The following is a 15,543-nucleotide window of genomic DNA, read 5'->3' as shown; positions in this document are numbered from 1 at the left end:
GCGCGGAGCCCACCATGAGAACCCTCGCCTTCTGGTCCAGCCTTGCCTGCGCCCTGCTGTGCGGGCTGGTCGATCCCGTGTGGGGCTACACGGCGGTGTTCGCGCTGTCGCTGGTGCAGCTGTCGCTGCTGGGGTCTTCGGGCGGCAGCGTGTTCCTGCTGATCCACTACGCGACCCTGCTCACCTACTTCTCGCTGGCGCCCGCGATGCAGATCGCCAACGACGTCGAGTTCTGGGAAACCGGCGTGCTCGGCACGGCGGCGCACACGCAGGCGCTGGTGATGCTGCTGATGTACATGGCCGGCATCGAGGCCGCGCGCTTCGGCATGCACGACGCGCCGGCGCACCTGCCCGGCCTGCACCACACACGCGCCGTGGGCGTGGCCCACCCGTTCCTGCTGCTGCTGAGCTGCTCGATCGCGGCCTTCGCGACGCTCTTCATCCGGCCCGAGCTGAACTTCGTGGCGCGCGGCATCGTGGGCGAGGACGACAGCGTGCCGGTCGACTTCATCGTGTTCTCGACGCTGCCCAAGCTGGTGGTGCTGATGTGCTTCGTGGCGCTCACGATCCACGCGTTCCGCCGCCGCACGCCATGGGCCTGGGCGTCGGCGGGGCTGGCGCTGGCGCTGGCGGCCGTGGCGGCCAACCCTGTCAACACGGCGCGGCAGATCCTGCTGATCGGGTTGCTGCCGCTGCTCATTCACGCCATCGGGCGCAGCCGCCGCTGGACGCTGGCCGCGGTGATCTTCGGCGCCATCGCGGGCCTCGGCCCGGTGCTGAACCTGTTCTCGCGCGGCAGCATGTGGGGCGAAGGCCTCACGACCTTTCCGTTCAGCCAGGACTTCGACGCCATGTTCGTGGTCGCCGGCATCCTGGAACGCGCGCCCATTCCCGACCTGGGCTGGGGCCGCTACCTGCTGTCGGCCTTCTCGTTCTTCCTGCCGCGCGACCTGAAGATGTTCCCCGAGTTCGACCCGCTCGGCTGGTCGGCCATCCTGGGCAACTTCTCGCAGAGCAACCTGTCGCTGCCGCCGTTCACCACGGCGTACTTCGACTTCGGAATGATGGGCCCGCTGCTGCTGGGCATCGCGATCTCGGCGGGCTTCCGGCTGGTCGACAAGGCGGTCGACCCGCAGCGCGCGCTGTCGGGGCGCTACCTTTCGGCGCTGGTGCTGCTGTCGGCCTACGTGCCGTTCATGCGCGGCCCGATCCTGGGCTGGGGGCCGTTCGCGACCTCGGGCCTGATCGCGGCGGTGATCGCCGGCGCTCTGAGCGCCCGTGCCCGGCGTGCCCGCCGCCCCCGCCGCGTGCGTGCCCTGCGCCCCACCGCGCGGCGCAACCTGCCGACCCCGTGAGCACCCCATGGCCACCTATCTGTTCTACGACACCATTCGCCTGAACCCCGGGGCCGGCGGCGTGCTGAACGTCTCCGAGGTTTTGCTGCGCAGCATGCGGCTGTCGCACGACGACCATGTGCAGGCCGTGAGCGAGCGGCATCCGCGCCTGTACGCGGCGGCGCGGCGCCTGCGGGTCAGCCGCTTCATCCTGGACACGCTGCTCTACAACGCATACCGCGTGCTCGCGCTGCTGACCGGCCGGCAGGTGCATGCGCTGTTCCCGAACTACTTCCTGCCGTTCGCGCCGTTCGGCCGCCACGAGGACGCCATCGTCATCGTCCACGACCTGCAGTACAAGACCTACCCGCAGTACTTCAGCCGGACCAAGCGGCTCTGGCTGGACTGGAACCTGTGGCGCATCGCGCGCAGCGCCGCCGACGCGGTGTTCATCAGCAAGAGCAGCCTGCAGGACTTCGAGCGCCACTTTCCACGCTGCGCGCATTCGTCGGTGATCTTCAACCCGGTGGACGCCCTGCGCGCCCCTGTCCCGGCCGACGCGTCGCCGGCGCAGGAGCGCTACCTGATCGCCGCCTACCACTACTACCCCCACAAGAACTTCGCCGGCATCCTCGCGCTGTTCGAGCGCATGAAGAGCGCGGGCCTGGTCGACTTTCTCGACATCACCGGCAACGGCGCGGCCGACGTGGAGCGCATGGTCGCCGCGCTGGCGCCCGAGGTGCGCGACTGCGTGCGGCACCGGGGGCTGGTGTCGCGCGTGGAGTTGATCCGCCTGTACCAGGGCGCGACGGCGTTCATCTCGCTGTCGACCTTCGAGGGCTTCAACCTCTCGGCCGCCGAGGCCGCCACGCTGGGCGTGCCGCTGCTGCTGTCGGACATTCCGGTGCACCGAGAGCTGTTTTCGGGCTACGGCTTCTTCGTGGGCAGCGCGCCCGGCGATCCCTACCGGCTCGCGCGCTACCTGGCGCGGCACGCGCGCACGCGCCCGGCATGGCTGCATGCCGAGGCCTGCGCGCCGTCGGCGGTTGCCGCGCGCTACCTCACGCTCAAGCGCGACGCCGTGTCGCTGGCGAGGGCCCTGCCATGACCACGGTGCGCGGCGGCTTCTCGCGGCAGCTCCTCCGGTTTCTGCTGGCGGCGCTGTTCGTCGGGCCCGCGATGGCGGCGGGAACCGCCCAGCCACCGCAGCCCGCCCTGCCGCCCGAACCGCCGGTGCCCGGCTTCGGCGTGATGATCCATTACCTGCCCGAGAAGCAGTCCGTCGGGGAGATCCGGCGCTTCGACGTGAACGCCTTCGCCTCGTCGCTGGCGGAAATGCGTGCGTCCCACCTGATCCTGACGCTCGGCCAGAACAGCGGCCAGTACATCGCGCCCAACTCGGCGCTGGAAGTGCTGTGCCCCGAGAGCGTGAAGAACCGCCCCCCGCGCGACCTGCCGCTGGAAATCGGCGAGGCGCTGCGCAGCCGGGGCATCGCGATGATCCTGTACCTGCCGTTTCGCGCGCCGCAGTTCGACAAGACGCTGATGGCCTGCCTCGGCGACATCTCCGAGCAGGAGCCGCCGCCGCCGCGCTTCATCGCCGCCTGGTCGAGCGTGATCCGCGACTGGTCCGAGCACTACGGCCCGCTCGCCGCCGGCTGGTGGTTCGACGGCACCTACAACACCCGGGGCGTCACCGCGTCGGGCTGGGAAATGCTCTGCGACGCCGCGCGCAGCGGCGCGGCCAACCGCTGGCTGGCCTTCAACGCCGGCGAGGGCCCGGAGCGCTACAGCCTGAAGAGCGCGCCCTGCCAGAACCTCATGGCCGGCGAGTACCTGCAGCCGCCCGCGCATTTCGCGCCGCCGCCCTCGGAGCTGATGTTCCATGTGCTGACGCCGCTCACCGCCTCCTGGGCGCGCGAGGCGCCCGCGCGCTTCACGGTGCAGCAGCTGCGCGACTGGATCGGCGAGGCCCGCGTGGCGCGCGGTCTCTTCACGCTCGAGATGCCGACAGACAACAAGGGGCGCTTCGACCCCGCGCATGTGGCGCTGGTGAAAACGCCACCACGCGCAAGCCCTGAGCCATTCCCACGATTCCCCCCAAACCACGCTGTCACACCCATGAACCCCGCTCTCCCCTTCATCGTCGTCGAGGACCGCCAGAACAAGACGCTCGCGCTGTGCCGCCAATCCGCGGCGCTGGCGCAGGAGCAATTGATCGTGCTGTCGGGCACCGACGCCGGCCCCGCCTACGAGCGCTTTCGCGCCGCGTACGTGCACCTGTCGAGCAACCCGCCGGAGTTCGAGAAGATCTGCTTCCGGCGCTACTTCCTGCTCGCGCAGTACCTGGCCGCCAACCCCGGCTGCCGCGCCTTCGCGCTCGTCGACAGCGACGTGCTGCTGTTCCAGGGCATCGGTGCGCATGTGCGGCAACTCGCGGGCAAGGCGGACTTCTCGGGCTCCTTCATCCAGCCGGCCGACGGCTGGAACCCCTGTCAGATCTCGCCGCACGTGAGCTACTGGACCGCCAACGGCCTGCAGCGCTTCGTGGCCTTCGTGCTCGACACCTACCTCACGCCCTCGGGGCGCCGCAAGCTGCGCGACATCGCGGCGCGCTTTGCCGCGCGCGGCGTGCGCGGCGGCGTGTCCGACATGACGTTGCTCTACCTCTGGGCCCGCGCGAGCGGCAATGCCGACCCGATCAACCGGGTGCTCGACGGCAAGGTCATCGACCACAACGTGAACAGCCCGCACAACCACCTGGCATGGGAGTTCCGCTACCGCGGCGGCGCCAAGCGCATCGCCTATGTCGACGGCCGCCCGTGGCTCACGCCCACCGGCGGCGGGCGCACGAACGTGGTGGCGCTGCACTTCCAGGGCAGCGCCAAGATGGCCATGCCGCATGCGCTGCACGGCCGCATGCGCACCGTCGCCGCCGTGACCTACGCGCTGCTGGTGGCGCGTCGCGCCAAGAACAAGGCCTTCCGGCTCGCCTCGCGCCTGCGCCGGACGCTCGAGCTGCTCGGCGTCCAGCGCGCCCCGGCCGCCAAGTAAGCCGCCCCGCAACCCGAACCGGCCGCACGCCATGAAACCCTTCAGCCCGTCCCTTGCACTGCCCGGCGCGCGCATGGCGCGGCTCCTCGGCCTGGGCGCGCTGGTGTCGCGGCTGTACGTCTACCTGTCGGGCTTCCTGGCCATCTTCCTGATGGCGGCCAATGTGTCGCCGGCGCGCTTCGGCGAATACTCCATCTACCAGTCGGTGCTGGAAGTCGCGCTGGTGGTGGGCACGCTGGGCAGCACGCTGCTGTTCTCGCGCAACGCGGCCGCCGTGCCGCCGGCCGTGACACAGGGCGACGTGCTGCGCACGCTGGCCTTCGGGTTGCCGCTGGCCACCGCGCTGATCGTCGTCATCCTCGCGGCGCAGCGGCTGCCCGTGGCCGACGGGCCGTTCGTGCTGGTGGTGCTCACGCTGGCCGTGTTCTCGTTCAACTGCCTGCGGATGGCCTACAGCCGGGGCCTGGGCCACGCGGGGCTGCTGAACCTCGAGGCGGGCATCCGCTCGACCATCCTGGTGCTGGGCGTGGGCGTGTGCGTGTCGCTGGGCTTCGAGCTGGGCGTGGCGCACCTGCTGCTCATCAACCTGTTCGCGTTCGTGGTGGTGTGCGCGGCCATCTGCATTCCGTCGCGCCCCGGAGCGTCGCCGCCGGCCGGGCGGCATGCGCTCGACCTGGCATCGCAGGCCAGCGCCACCGTGTATTCGTTGCTCACTTTCCTGCTGCGCAAGTCGGACCTGCTGATCGTGGCCTTCTTCATGCCGCTGAGCTACGTCGGCGCGTTCAAGCTCGCGTTTCTGCTGGCGGAGGCGCCCTCGCAGTTCGTGCAGGCCTTCCTGTTCACCAAGACGCCGGCCATGATGGACGCCGACCCCGAGAAGCTCGCAGCGTCGAAGCTGCAGCTGGCACGGCATTCGTTCCTGCTCGGCTGCGCGCTGTTCGTCGGGCTCGCGGCGCTCATCACCGTGGCCGCGCCGCTGCTGAAGCTGGGCGAGCAGGCGCGCACCATCTTCCTGTGCATTGCGCCGTACTTCCTGCTGCGCACCTACACGATCCACCACGAGATGGTGCTGTCGCTCAAGACCTCGATGGGCTCGCTCGGCCGCTGGGCGCTGCTGGAGGTGGCGCTGCGGCTGCTGTCGTACGGCGTGGTGATCGTGCTGTTCCCGGGCCGGCCGCACTACGTGTTCTTCATCGCCTGCGTGAGCGACTTCGTGCTGTACGAGACGCGCATGCGCCTGCAGTTCGGCTTCTTCCCGATCACGCGGGTGATCCACCCGGGCGCCATCGGCGCCGTCGGCGGCATCGGCGGACGGAGGGGAACGCGATGAAGATCCTCCTGTACTCGATGAACTTCACGCCCGAGCTGACCGGCATCGGCAAGTACTCGGGCGAAATGGCGCAGTGGCTGCATGCGCACGGCCACGAGGTGCGCGTGATTGCCTCGCCGCCGTTCTTTCCGCAGTGGTCGGTGTTTGGCGGGTACTCGGCCTGGACCTACCGCAAGAGCGTGTGGAACGGCATCACCGTGTGGCGTGCGCCCATCTGGGTGCCTTCGCGGCCGCGCGCGCTGGCACGCGTGGGGCACCTCGTTTCTTTCATGCTCTCGAGCATGCCGCTGCTCTTGGCGCAGATGCGCTGGAAGCCCGACGTGGTGTTCGTGGTGGAGCCGCCGCTGTTCTGCGCGCCGTCGGTGCTGTTCTTCTCGAAGCTGCTGGGCATCAAGTCGTGGCTGCACATCCAGGACTACGAGGTCGATGCGGCCTTCGGCCTGGGCCATGTGCGCGGCGAGCGCGTACGGCGCTTCGCGCTGTCGGCCGAGCACTGGCTGCTGAGCCGCTTCAACCGCATCTCGACCATTTCCACCGCGATGGTCGAGAAGGCCCGGGGCAAGGGTGTGGAAGACAGCCGGCTGGTGCTCTTTCCGAACTGGGTGGACGTGAAGGCCATCCACCCCGTGCCGCGCCCGGTCGCGCCCTACGGCTACCGGCCCACGCTCGGCATTCCCGACGACGCGGTGGTGGTGCTGTACGCGGGCAGCCTGGGCAGCAAGCAAGGCATCGAGCTGCTGGCCGAGGCCGCGCGGCTGCTGGTGTGCTCCAGCGACATCCACTTCGTGTTCGCGGGCAACGGCCCGAGCCGCGAGCCGCTGCGGGCCGCCTGCGCCCGGCTGCCCAATGTGCATTTTCTCGACCTGCAGCCGGCCGAGCGGCTCAACGAACTGCTGGGCATGGCCGACATCCACGTGCTGCCGCAGCGCGCCGACGCGGCCGACCTGGTCATGCCGTCGAAGCTGGGCGGCATGCTCGCCAGCGGCCGCGCCGTGGTCGTGACCGCGCATGCCGGCACCGAGCTGAGCAACGTGGTGACGGGGCGCGGCATGGTGGTCGAGCCCGGCGACGCCGCCGCGCTGGCCGATGCCATCGAGCAGCTCGCCATGTCGCGCGAGCTGCGCGAGCAGATGGGCGCGGCCGGCCGGCGTTTCGCCGAGTCCGCGCTGGACCAGGACGCCATCCTGCGGCGCCTGGAACAGGAACTGCAGCGCTGCGTCGCAGGCTGACCCGACGCCGCGCGCCACGGAGCCCACGCCATGCCCACGACCAAGATCCTCGTGACCGGCGGTGCGGGCTTCATCGGCAGCCACACCTGCGTGGCGCTGATCGCGGCGGGCTACCAGCCGTGGTGCTCGACACGCTGGCCAACAGCGACGCGCGCGCGCTGCACCGCGTGGCCTGCATCACAGGCGTGCAGCCGCTGCTGCTGACGCTCGACGTGCGCGACGGCGCGGCGCTCGACCGGGTGTTCGCCGAACACGCCATCGAGGCGGTGGTGCATCTGGCGGGGCTGAAGGCGGTCGGCGAATCGGTGGCCGACCCGGTGGCCTACTACGACGTCAACCTGGCCGGCACACTGGCGCTGGTGCAGGCCATGGGCCGCGCGGGCCTGCGCACGCTGGTGTTCTCGTCGTCGGCCACGGTGTACGGCGACGCGCAGCGCTCGCCCATCGCGGAGACCGCGCCGTATGCGGCCGTGAATCCCTACGGCCGCACCAAGGCCATGGTGGAGAACGTGCTGGCCGACCTGGCGCACGCCGACGCGCGCTGGGGCATTGCCTGCCTGCGCTACTTCAACCCCATCGGCGCGCACGAGAGCGGCCTGCTCGGCGAACGCCCGCACGGCCCGCCCAACAACCTCATGCCCTACATCTCGCAGGTGGCGGCCGGCGAGCGCGAGTACCTGGTGGTGCACGGCGCCGACTACGCCACCATCGACGGCACCGGCGTGCGCGACTACGTGCACGTGATGGACGTGGCCGAAGGCACGTGGCCGCGCTGCGCCACGTGACGCGCGAGCCCGGCATCCTCATGACCAACCTGGGCACGGGCCGCGGCGCCTCGGTGCTCGAGGTGGTCTGCGCGTTCGAGCGCGCCAGCGGCCGGCGCATTGCGCTGCGCATCGGTCCGCGCCGGCCCGGCGACGCACCCGCCTATTGGGCCGACGCGCGCAACGCCTATGCCCGCCTCGGCTGGCGCGCGCGCCGCGACCTCGACCAGATGTGCGCGGACTGCTGGCGCTGGCAGGCCGCGAACCCGCACGGTTTCGACGACCCGGTGCCGCTGTTGCCGCAGCACCCCGCCTGGTTGCCCGCCGATCTGCCGCTCTTCCAAAAATCCAACCTGGGACACTCCAATGCCTGACACCACACAACCAGCGAACGTCGAGCAGCCCGACGCGCGCGCCGACTATCCACCAGGCGTCTGCTCCCCGGTCCAGCCCTTGTGGCCGGGCTTCCTGACCGGCCAGGAAGGCACGCCGGTGCGCGTGCTGCTGGTCGACGACGACGAGTTCATGCGCCGCGTGATCGCGCAGGAGCTGCTGTCCGACCTGCGCATCCAGCTCGAAGGCCAGGCCGGCAGCCTGCGCGACGGCCGCCGCCTGCTGGCCACCCACGAGTTCGACGTGCTGATGGTCGACCTGCGCCTGGGCGACGGCACCGGCTTCGACCTGATCCGCGAGGCACAGAAGCAGCACCGGGGCTGCGAGATCATCGTCATCTCCGCGCTCGAGGACGAGACGCACGTGCTGCACGCCTTCGAGCTGGGCGCGACCGGCTACCTGCTGAAGGACGCCTGGCTGCAGAGCTTTGCGCAGGCGGTGCTGCAGGTGGTCAACGGCGGCGCGGCCATCACGCCGCGGCTGGCGCGGCGGCTGCTGTCGCGGCTGAGCCACCGGCCCGGCAGCCCGCCGCCGGCGGGCGACCCGCCCACGCGCGAGACCACGCTCACCAGCCGCGAGTGCGAGATCCTGCGCTTCGTGGCGCACGGCCACGTCACCGAAGAGATCGGGCTGAAGCTCGGCATCTCGGGGCAGACCGTCAATGCGCACATCAAGAACATCTACAAGAAATTGCACGTGCATTCGCGCGCGCAGGCCGTGAGCTACGCGGCGTATTCCGGGCTGATCTGATTGATTTCAAGGCAGGCGATCATGAACTCCACCTCCACCATCCATCCCGTGGTCCTGTGCGGCGGCAGCGGCACGCGCCTGTGGCCGCTCTCGCGCAAGGCGCTGCCCAAGCAGTTCGCGCCTCTGCTGGGCGGCAAGAGCCTGCTGCACCTGACGCTCGAACGGCTGGCCGGGCTCAACACCGACATCACCTGCATCGCGTCGGAAGACCACCGCTTCCTGGTGAAGGAAACGGTCGAGGGCGCGGGCGTGTCGGGCCGGCAGATCCTGGAGCCGGTGGCGCGCAACACCGCCGCGGCCATGGCTGCCGCCGCCCTGCTGGCCGACCCCGACGACCTGCTGCTGTTCGCGCCGGCCGACCACCACATTCCCGATGCGGCGCTGTTCGCGAAAACGGTGCGCGGCGGCATCGACGCGGCGCTGGCCGGGCACATCGTCACCTTCGGCGTGGTGCCGAGTTTTCCGAGCACGGCGTACGGCTACATCGAGGCGGGGCCGGCGTCGGGCGACGGCCGCAGCCAGGCGGTGGTGCGCTTCGTCGAGAAGCCATCTGCCCGCGTGGCCGAGACGCTGATCCTGCACGGCGGCTACTGCTGGAACGCGGGCATCTTTCTCGTGCGGGCCCGCACGCTCATCGCGGCGCTGCGCGCGCATGCGCCCGACATCCTGCTGGCCTGCGAGCGCGCGACCGCCGACGTGCCCGTCGACGGCAGCTTCCTTCGGCTCGACCGCGAAGCCTTCTCGGCCTGCCGCGCCGACAGCATCGACTACGCCGTGCTCGAGAAGCACAAGGACATCGCGGTGGTGAAGTTCGAAGGCGCCTGGAGCGACGTCGGCAGCTGGAACGCGGTGTCCGACCTCTACCCTGCCGACGACGCCGGCAACCGCCTGAGCGGCAAGGCCAGGGCGCTGAATGCGCGCAACACTTTTGTCCATGCGCCGCACCGGCCGGTGGTGGCGCTGGGCACGCAAGACCTGATCATCGTGGACACGCCCGACGCCGTGCTGGTGGCCGCCGCGGGCTGCGCCGAGCAGGTGGCCGACGTGGTGCGCAAGCTCTCGCTCGAAGGCTGCGCCGAGGCCACCGCGCACCGGCGCGTGGTGCGGCCCTGGGGCGCGTACGACAGCGTGGACATGGGCGAGCGCTTCCAGGTGAAGCGGCTCACCGTGAAGCCGGGCGCGCAGTTGTCGCTGCAGATGCACCACCACCGCGCCGAGCACTGGATCGTGGTCAAGGGCACCGCCCTTGCCACCTGCAACGGCGCGGTCACGCTGGTGCGCGAGAACGAATCGATCTACCTGCCCTCGGGCGCCATCCACCGGCTGGAGAACCCCGGCAAGACCATGCTCGAGGTGATCGAGGTGCAGACCGGCGGCTACCTCGGCGAGGACGACATCGTGCGCTTCGACGACACCTACGGGCGCTGCGGGCCGGCGCGCACGCTGGCGGATGCGGCGCCGCCGCGCCCGCGACCAACTCAGCGGGCGCGGGGGCGACGGCGGTGCTGCATGCGCCTGTGAGTCACTGAGTGTCGGGGTGCTGTTGCAGGGGCACGCGGCACCAGGGCTGTCACAGCGACTTCGTCAGGAAGATGCGGCTGGCTCCCTCGGGCGCGCACGGGATCTCGCCGAACACACGCCAGCCGTGGCGCTGGTAGAACTCCGGCGCCTGGAAGCTGATCGTGTACAGCACGGCGGAAATGCAGCCGCGCCGCTTGCCCTCGGCCTCGAACTTGCGCAGGACTTCGGAGCCCACGCCGCGCCCGCGAAGCGATTCAGGAAGATAGAAAAGATCAAGGAACAGCAAGCCCAGCGCGGATCGGCCCGAGGCGCCGCCGATCGCTTCGTTCGTGTGCGAATCCGTCACGACGACCGACAGCGGCTGCCGGTCGCCATAGCCGGTCACGGCGTCGTTGAAGTCACTGAGCCCTTGCACGAGCAGGGCTTCGAAAGCTGGATCGACGCTGTTGGAGACCTGGATGTCGAGTGAGTGCATGACGTATTTCGCTGGCTGGGCCGATCATGATGCCGCATCCCCCGTCGCCACGAATTCACGCGCCTGCTCCCACAACGCGCGACTGCGCGCCGCGAGCAAGCCCTCCCGCTGTTCCCCCGGCCGGTACGCGCCGCCGTCCAGCCGCGCCACATGCCCTCCGGCTTCACGCAGGAACAAGGCGCCCGGCGCGTGGTCCCACGGCAGAACGCGCCAGTACAGCGCGAAGTCGCTGTCGCCCCTGGCAATGTCCGGATAGTCCGCCCCCGCGCAATTGCTGCCGGCCTGCACCTCCACGGCCGCGGTCGACGAGGCGATGCGGGCCTTGAGCGCTTCGGGCAGGAAGCGCGTCTTGACGATGCCCCGCCGCAGTACGGCAGGCTCCGGCGCCACCGCAATGCGTTCGCCATCGCGCCACGCACCGCCGTTTCTTTCGGCGCGGTGCATCGTGCCGGTCAACGGGTCCAGCATCCATGCCGCGACCGTCTCGCCGCCTTCCAGCAGCGCGACCATCAGCGAAATGGGCGGACGGCCCGCGATGAAGTTGCCGGTGCCGTCCAGCGGGTCGACGAGCCACGCGATGCCATCGCCCACACGCTCGATCAGCTGCGGCTCGGCCGCGCACTGCTCTTCGCCCACGACCACCGAGCCGGGAATCAGCTGCCGCAGGCCGGCGGAAACGACCTCTTCCACTTCACGGTCGACGACCGTCACCCACTCGCCGGGAGATTTCTCCGTGGCGTCGGCCTGCTGAAGCCGCTGCCATCGCGGCACGATCAACGTGTCGGCGGCATGGCGAAGGATCGGCTCGACGCTTCGCAGCGTCGCGGGGTGTGCGGATTTGGTCATGCAGGCGCAAGTTACCAAGAATCAGGCGCCGGCACCACCTTACCAGCCGTGGAAGCGTCCCCAGGTCTGCAGCGCACCGTCTTCCTCTTCCGAGAGCGCGTGGTACTCGGGAAACTGCGCCCCGGTCGCGCAGGCGTGGTTCGGCAGGATGCGCAGGCGCGTGCCAATCGGAAAGCGCTGCGCAATGCCGGTGTCGGGCTCGCCTTCGCGCGACAGGATGCCGTGCTCCTGGTTCGCACCGCTGAGCACATAGCCCTCGAGCACCCGGCCGTTCACGTCGCAGACCTGGCCGAAACCGAAGTCGCGCTTCTGTTTCTGCGTGCCCCGGTCGCGGCTCATGGCCATCCAGCCCGCGTCGACGATGGCCCAGCCCTTGTCGCCCTGGTGGCCGATCACGGTGGTGAGCACGCTCAGCGCAATGTCGTCTTCGGTGCACACGCCGACGTTGCGCATCACCAGGTCGAAGAACACGTAGACGCCGGCCCGCACTTCGGTCACGCCGTCGAGCGCCTCGGCCATCAGCGCGGTGGGCGTGGAGCCCATGCTGACCACGGGGCACGGCAGGCCCGCGTCGCGCAGGCGTCGGGCGGCGTGTACGCAGCCCGCGCGCTCCTGCTCGGCCATGGCGCGCAGGGCTTGCGGCGTGTCCAGGTCGTAGCTGGAGCCGGCGTGCGTCATCACGCCGCGCAGTCGCATGCCGCCTTCGTGCAGCACGCGGGCCACGTCGAGCAGCGTGTCTTCATCGGGGCGGATGCCCGAGCGGTGGCCGTCGGTGTCGACCTCGATCAGCACGTCGAAAGCCTCGCCGTTCGCGCGGCCGAATTCGGCGATGGCGCACGCCGACACCGCGCCGTCCGTGAGGATCGTCAGCGCGCAGCCGCGCCGGCGCAGGTCCAGTGCATGCGGCAGCCGGTGCGGCGCCATGCCCACGGCATAGAGGATGTCGGTGAAGCCGGCGGCAAAGAACTGGTCGGCCTCCTTCAGCGTGGACACGGTGATGCCCTGCGCGCCCGCGTCGCGCTGCGCGATGGCCACGTCGATGCACTTGGTGGTCTTGACGTGCGGCCTGAAGCGCACGCCGAGCGTGTTCATGCGCTGCTGCATGCGCGCAATGTTGCGCTGCATGCGCGAACGGTCGATGAGGGCCGCGGGGGTGTCGATGGTGGCCAGGGTGTCGTTCATGAAATCGTCCATCAGTCGAGGTAGTCGCCCTTGGCCTTGAGCGCGGGCACGTCGTCGCGCAAGCCGCGCGCAATGAGCGCGGACACGGCGGCGGGTTGGAGGGCATCGGCGCCGGGCAGGTCCACGCCCACGGCCAGCATCTGCTTGCGAAATTCGGGGTCGGCCGCGGTGTCCGCCAGCGCGGCGCGCAAACGGGCCATGGCGGGCTCGGGCGTGCCGCGCGGCGCGAAGATGGCGTTCCAGGCCCGCACGTCGAGCGCAAGGCCGGCCTCGGCGGCCGTGCCTGTTTTCGGCAACTGCGTCAGCCGCGTCGCGGACAGCACGGCCAGCGCCTTCACCTTGCCGGCCGCCACCTGCGGCAGCGCGGTGGTCGTCTGGTCGCACATGAAGTCGGTCTGCCCGCCCATCAGGTCGTTCATGGCCGGGGCCACGCCCTTGTAGGGGATGTGCGCCACGTTCTGCTTCAGGGCGGACAGCAGCAGCACGCAGCCGTAGTGCGAGATCGACCCGATGCCCGCGCTGCCGAACGAGGCCTTGGCCTTGTGGGTGCCCAGCCACGCGACGAATTCCTTGAGGTCGTTGGCCGGCAGGTCGGCGCGCGCCAGCAGCAGCATGGGCGCGGAGCCCGCGAGGCCGACAGGCAGGAAGTCTTTCTCGGGGTCGTAGGGCAGCTTCTTGTACAGCGCCACGTTGGCCACGTGCGTGCCGATGGTGCCAAAGCCGAGCGTGTAGCCGTCGGGCGCGGCCTTCGCGACCTTGGTCAGGCCGATGGTGCCGCCCGCCCCCGCCACGTTCTCGATGATGACGGGCTGGCCCAACTGCTTGCCCATGTGCAGCGCGAAACCGCGTGCCAATGCATCGCTGGGGCCGCCCGGCGGGAACGGAACGATCAGCGTCACGGGACGTTGCGGAAAAGCGTTCGCCTGCGCCAGCGCCGGCGCATGCACGGCGAACGCCGCTGTCAAGGCGAGCAGGCCGCGAAGGAGCACGGCCCGCGTCACGCCTTGCTCCCGAAAGACCGCAGCCACGGCAGCGCCGGTGCGAGCGTCGGGCCTTGCAGTTCAGGCGACGGCGCGCCCTGCGGCAGCGCAAGGCCCACGCGGTTGTGCCAGTAGGTGCGCAGGCCGACCGCCGAAGTGCCGAACATGTCGTAGCCCGAGCCGGCGACGAAGGCCGCGTCTTCGGCCTTCACGCCCAGCCGGTCGAGCGCCATGCGGTACGGGCGCGGGTCGGGCTTGTAGAAGCCGGCCTCTTCGGAGGTGACGACGGCGTCCCAGTCGATGCCCAGCCGCGCCGCCGCGCGGTGGCCCAGGCGCCGCGAGCAGTTGGTGACCACGGCGAGCTGGCAGTGCGGCTTGAGCGCCAGCAGCAGCTCGCGCGCGCGTCCCACACGGGCAGCGTGTCCCACTGCGCTTCGAGCGCGTCGGGGGCGGTGTCGGCCATGCCGGTGTTGCGCGCGGCGTCTTTCACGAGTTGCTCGTAGGGCACGTAGGCGCCGCAGCCGTAGGTCAGCCGCAGGTATTCGGCGCGCCATGCGCGGCCTTTGTCTTCGGAGCCGGCGGCGGCGTTCCAGACGGTCCAGGAATCGAGCAGTGCCGTGAGCAGGTCGAACAGCACGGCGCGGGGGTAGCTCGGCGGGGCGATGGGTGTTTGCATGGCCACGGACTGTACGGTCGAAGGCCCTGCTTGTGCTTCAATGCAGGCTCATCAATCGTTAAGCACAAGTTAATGATCCAGATCGAGGACATGCAGCTCGCGGCCGCCCTGCTGCGCGAGCCTTCACTGAGCGCGGCGGCGCGCGCGCTCGACGTCACGCGCCCGCGCTGTCGATGCGCCTGCGCAAGCTGGAGGCCACGCTCGGCCTCTCGCTGGCCAGCCGCACCGCGCGCCGGCTGAGCCTCACGCCCGAGGGCGAACGCTTCGCGCGCGAGGCCGAGGCGCTGCTCGGGCAGATCGAGGGCTTGCGCGAATCGATGCAGCGCGACGACCGCCGCCTGACCGGCACGCTGCGCATCGCCGCGCCCTTCGGCTACGGCCGGCAGTACATCGCGCCGATGCTCGCGCGCTTCGCCCGTCTGCACCCGGGCCTGAACGTGCAGCTCGACCTGCGCGAAACGCCATGGCCCGACCGGCACGACGCCGACGCGGTGATCCACATCGGCACGGTGCGCGATTCGTCGTGGGTGGCGCGCACGCTGAGCGCCAACGAGCGCTGGCTGTGCGCCAGCCTCGCCTACCTGCGCCAGCACGGCGTGCCGCGCGCGCCGCGCGACGTGCTGGCGCATGCCTGCGTCTGCATCCGCGAGAACGACGAAGACGTGACGCTGTGGCACGTGCGCCCGGCCCCCGGCACTGCCAGCGGCAAGCGCGCCGCCGGCCGCGAGACGCTGCGTATTGCCCCCGCCTACGTCACCAACGACGGCGGCGTGGCCCGGCAGTGGGCCGAACAGGGCATGGGCCTGGTGCTGCGCTCCGAATGGGACGCGGCCGACGCGGTGGCGCGCGGCACGCTGGTGCGCGTGCTGGCCGACTGGCAGTTCGACAGCGCGCCCGTCACGCTGCTGGTGCCGAGCCGCAAGGGGCGCACGGCGCGCGTGCAGGCCATCGTCGAGTTCCTCGTCGCGAGCTTCGGCGACACACGCAAATAAGAGCGCCGAAGGCAGGC

The 15,543-nt window shown here is 70.4% G+C and carries 12 protein-coding genes and 3 pseudogenes; 10 read left to right on the top strand and 5 right to left on the bottom strand.

All coding sequences use genetic code 11. The features are described 5' to 3' along the window. Positions 1-14: 14 nt before the first annotated feature. The 9 genes and pseudogenes from BMG07_RS26910 to BMG07_RS26870 all read left to right on the top strand — a co-directional run bounded on the left by BMG07_RS26910 (position 15) and on the right by BMG07_RS26870 (position 10,375). Complete coding sequence (locus tag BMG07_RS26910) at positions 15-1,355, top strand: hypothetical protein (RefSeq protein WP_269759411.1); 1,341 nt, start codon at positions 15-17, stop codon at positions 1,353-1,355. A 7-nt stretch (positions 1,356-1,362) separates the two neighbouring features. Continuing rightward, entirely contained in the window at positions 1,363-2,442 is a 1,080-nt protein-coding gene (locus BMG07_RS26905) for a glycosyltransferase (protein WP_198087098.1), read from the top strand. Next, positions 2,439-4,388: a hypothetical protein gene (locus BMG07_RS42845; protein WP_269759410.1), complete on the top strand. Its 1,950-nt coding sequence runs from the start codon at positions 2,439-2,441 to the stop codon at positions 4,386-4,388. The genes BMG07_RS26905 and BMG07_RS42845 overlap by 4 nt, the downstream gene beginning before the upstream one ends. 31 nt (positions 4,389-4,419) lie before the next feature. Then, positions 4,420-5,718: a lipopolysaccharide biosynthesis protein gene (locus tag BMG07_RS26890; RefSeq protein ID WP_198087097.1), complete on the top strand. Its 1,299-nt coding sequence runs from the start codon at positions 4,420-4,422 to the stop codon at positions 5,716-5,718. Further along, positions 5,715-6,947: a glycosyltransferase WbuB gene (locus BMG07_RS26885; RefSeq protein ID WP_198087096.1), complete on the top strand. Its 1,233-nt coding sequence runs from the start codon at positions 5,715-5,717 to the stop codon at positions 6,945-6,947. Before BMG07_RS26890 ends, BMG07_RS26885 begins: the two co-directional genes overlap by 4 nt. A gap of 30 nt (positions 6,948-6,977) precedes the next feature. Continuing rightward, positions 6,978-7,732: pseudogene (gene galE / locus BMG07_RS26880) on the top strand (UDP-glucose 4-epimerase GalE). Next, positions 7,711-8,085 (top strand): hypothetical protein, encoded by a 375-nt coding sequence (locus tag BMG07_RS45060; protein WP_374221319.1) that lies wholly within the window; start codon positions 7,711-7,713, stop codon positions 8,083-8,085. Before galE ends, BMG07_RS45060 begins: the two are co-directional and overlap by 22 nt. Then, positions 8,078-8,854 carry a response regulator transcription factor gene (locus BMG07_RS26875; protein WP_198087095.1) on the top strand — a complete coding sequence of 259 codons (777 nt, stop codon included), beginning with the start codon at positions 8,078-8,080 and terminating at the stop codon, positions 8,852-8,854. The genes BMG07_RS45060 and BMG07_RS26875 overlap by 8 nt, the downstream gene beginning before the upstream one ends. A 21-nt stretch (positions 8,855-8,875) precedes the next feature. Further along, positions 8,876-10,375, top strand: a complete 1,500-nt coding sequence (locus BMG07_RS26870; protein WP_198087094.1) for a mannose-1-phosphate guanylyltransferase/mannose-6-phosphate isomerase — start codon at positions 8,876-8,878, stop codon at positions 10,373-10,375. Between the two features lie 49 nt (positions 10,376-10,424). On the opposite strand, the gene BMG07_RS26865 is transcribed toward BMG07_RS26870, so the two are convergent. The 5 genes and pseudogenes from BMG07_RS26865 to BMG07_RS26845 all read right to left on the bottom strand — a co-directional run bounded on the left by BMG07_RS26865 (position 10,425) and on the right by BMG07_RS26845 (position 14,534). Continuing rightward, on the bottom strand, positions 10,425-10,850 hold the full coding sequence (locus BMG07_RS26865) for an N-acetyltransferase (RefSeq protein WP_198087093.1): 426 nt from the start codon (positions 10,848-10,850) through the stop codon (positions 10,425-10,427). Between the two features lie 24 nt (positions 10,851-10,874). After that, positions 10,875-11,621 carry an inositol monophosphatase family protein gene (locus tag BMG07_RS26860; RefSeq protein ID WP_307867083.1) on the bottom strand — a complete coding sequence of 249 codons (747 nt, stop codon included), beginning with the start codon at positions 11,619-11,621 and terminating at the stop codon, positions 10,875-10,877. A 114-nt stretch (positions 11,622-11,735) separates the two neighbouring features. Next, complete coding sequence (locus BMG07_RS26855; RefSeq protein ID WP_198087091.1) at positions 11,736-12,878, bottom strand: DSD1 family PLP-dependent enzyme; 1,143 nt, start codon at positions 12,876-12,878, stop codon at positions 11,736-11,738. An 11-nt stretch (positions 12,879-12,889) separates the two neighbouring features. Beyond that, the gene (locus tag BMG07_RS26850) at positions 12,890-13,879 is read right to left on the bottom strand and encodes a tripartite tricarboxylate transporter substrate-binding protein (protein ID WP_198087090.1); all 990 of its coding nucleotides are present in this window, start codon (positions 13,877-13,879) and stop codon (positions 12,890-12,892) included. Continuing rightward, positions 13,876-14,534, bottom strand: a pseudogene (locus BMG07_RS26845) (HAD family hydrolase). The gene BMG07_RS26850 and the pseudogene BMG07_RS26845 overlap by 4 nt, the downstream one beginning before the upstream one ends. A gap of 72 nt (positions 14,535-14,606) precedes the next feature. On the opposite strand from BMG07_RS26845, the pseudogene BMG07_RS26840 reads away from it, so the two are divergent. Further along, positions 14,607-15,526, top strand: a pseudogene (locus tag BMG07_RS26840) (LysR family transcriptional regulator). The last annotated feature ends 17 nt before the right edge of the window (positions 15,527-15,543 follow it).

It is taken from the genome of Variovorax sp. E3, from assembly GCF_016082275.1.
In the GTDB taxonomy this organism is placed as follows: Bacteria; Pseudomonadota; Gammaproteobacteria; order Burkholderiales; family Burkholderiaceae_C; genus Variovorax.
Note: the sequence above shows the minus strand (reverse complement) of the source record. Positions and strands in the feature narration are given on the sequence as shown.

Excerpts from the sequence above, each read along its gene's own strand:
- BMG07_RS26910 (WP_269759411.1), top strand. The coding sequence starts at position 15 with ATGAGAACCCTCGCCTTCTGGTCCAGCCTTGCCTGCGCCCTGCTGTGC.
- BMG07_RS26905 (WP_198087098.1), top strand. The coding sequence starts at position 1,363 with ATGGCCACCTATCTGTTCTACGACACCATTCGCCTGAACCCCGGGGCC.
- BMG07_RS42845 (WP_269759410.1), top strand. The coding sequence starts at position 2,439 with ATGACCACGGTGCGCGGCGGCTTCTCGCGGCAGCTCCTCCGGTTTCTG.
- BMG07_RS26890 (WP_198087097.1), top strand. The coding sequence starts at position 4,420 with ATGAAACCCTTCAGCCCGTCCCTTGCACTGCCCGGCGCGCGCATGGCG.
- BMG07_RS26885 (WP_198087096.1), top strand. The coding sequence starts at position 5,715 with ATGAAGATCCTCCTGTACTCGATGAACTTCACGCCCGAGCTGACCGGC.
- BMG07_RS26875 (WP_198087095.1), top strand. The coding sequence starts at position 8,078 with ATGCCTGACACCACACAACCAGCGAACGTCGAGCAGCCCGACGCGCGC.
- BMG07_RS26870 (WP_198087094.1), top strand. The coding sequence starts at position 8,876 with ATGAACTCCACCTCCACCATCCATCCCGTGGTCCTGTGCGGCGGCAGC.
- BMG07_RS26865 (WP_198087093.1), bottom strand. The coding sequence starts at position 10,850 with ATGCACTCACTCGACATCCAGGTCTCCAACAGCGTCGATCCAGCTTTC.
- BMG07_RS26855 (WP_198087091.1), bottom strand. The coding sequence starts at position 12,878 with ATGAACGACACCCTGGCCACCATCGACACCCCCGCGGCCCTCATCGAC.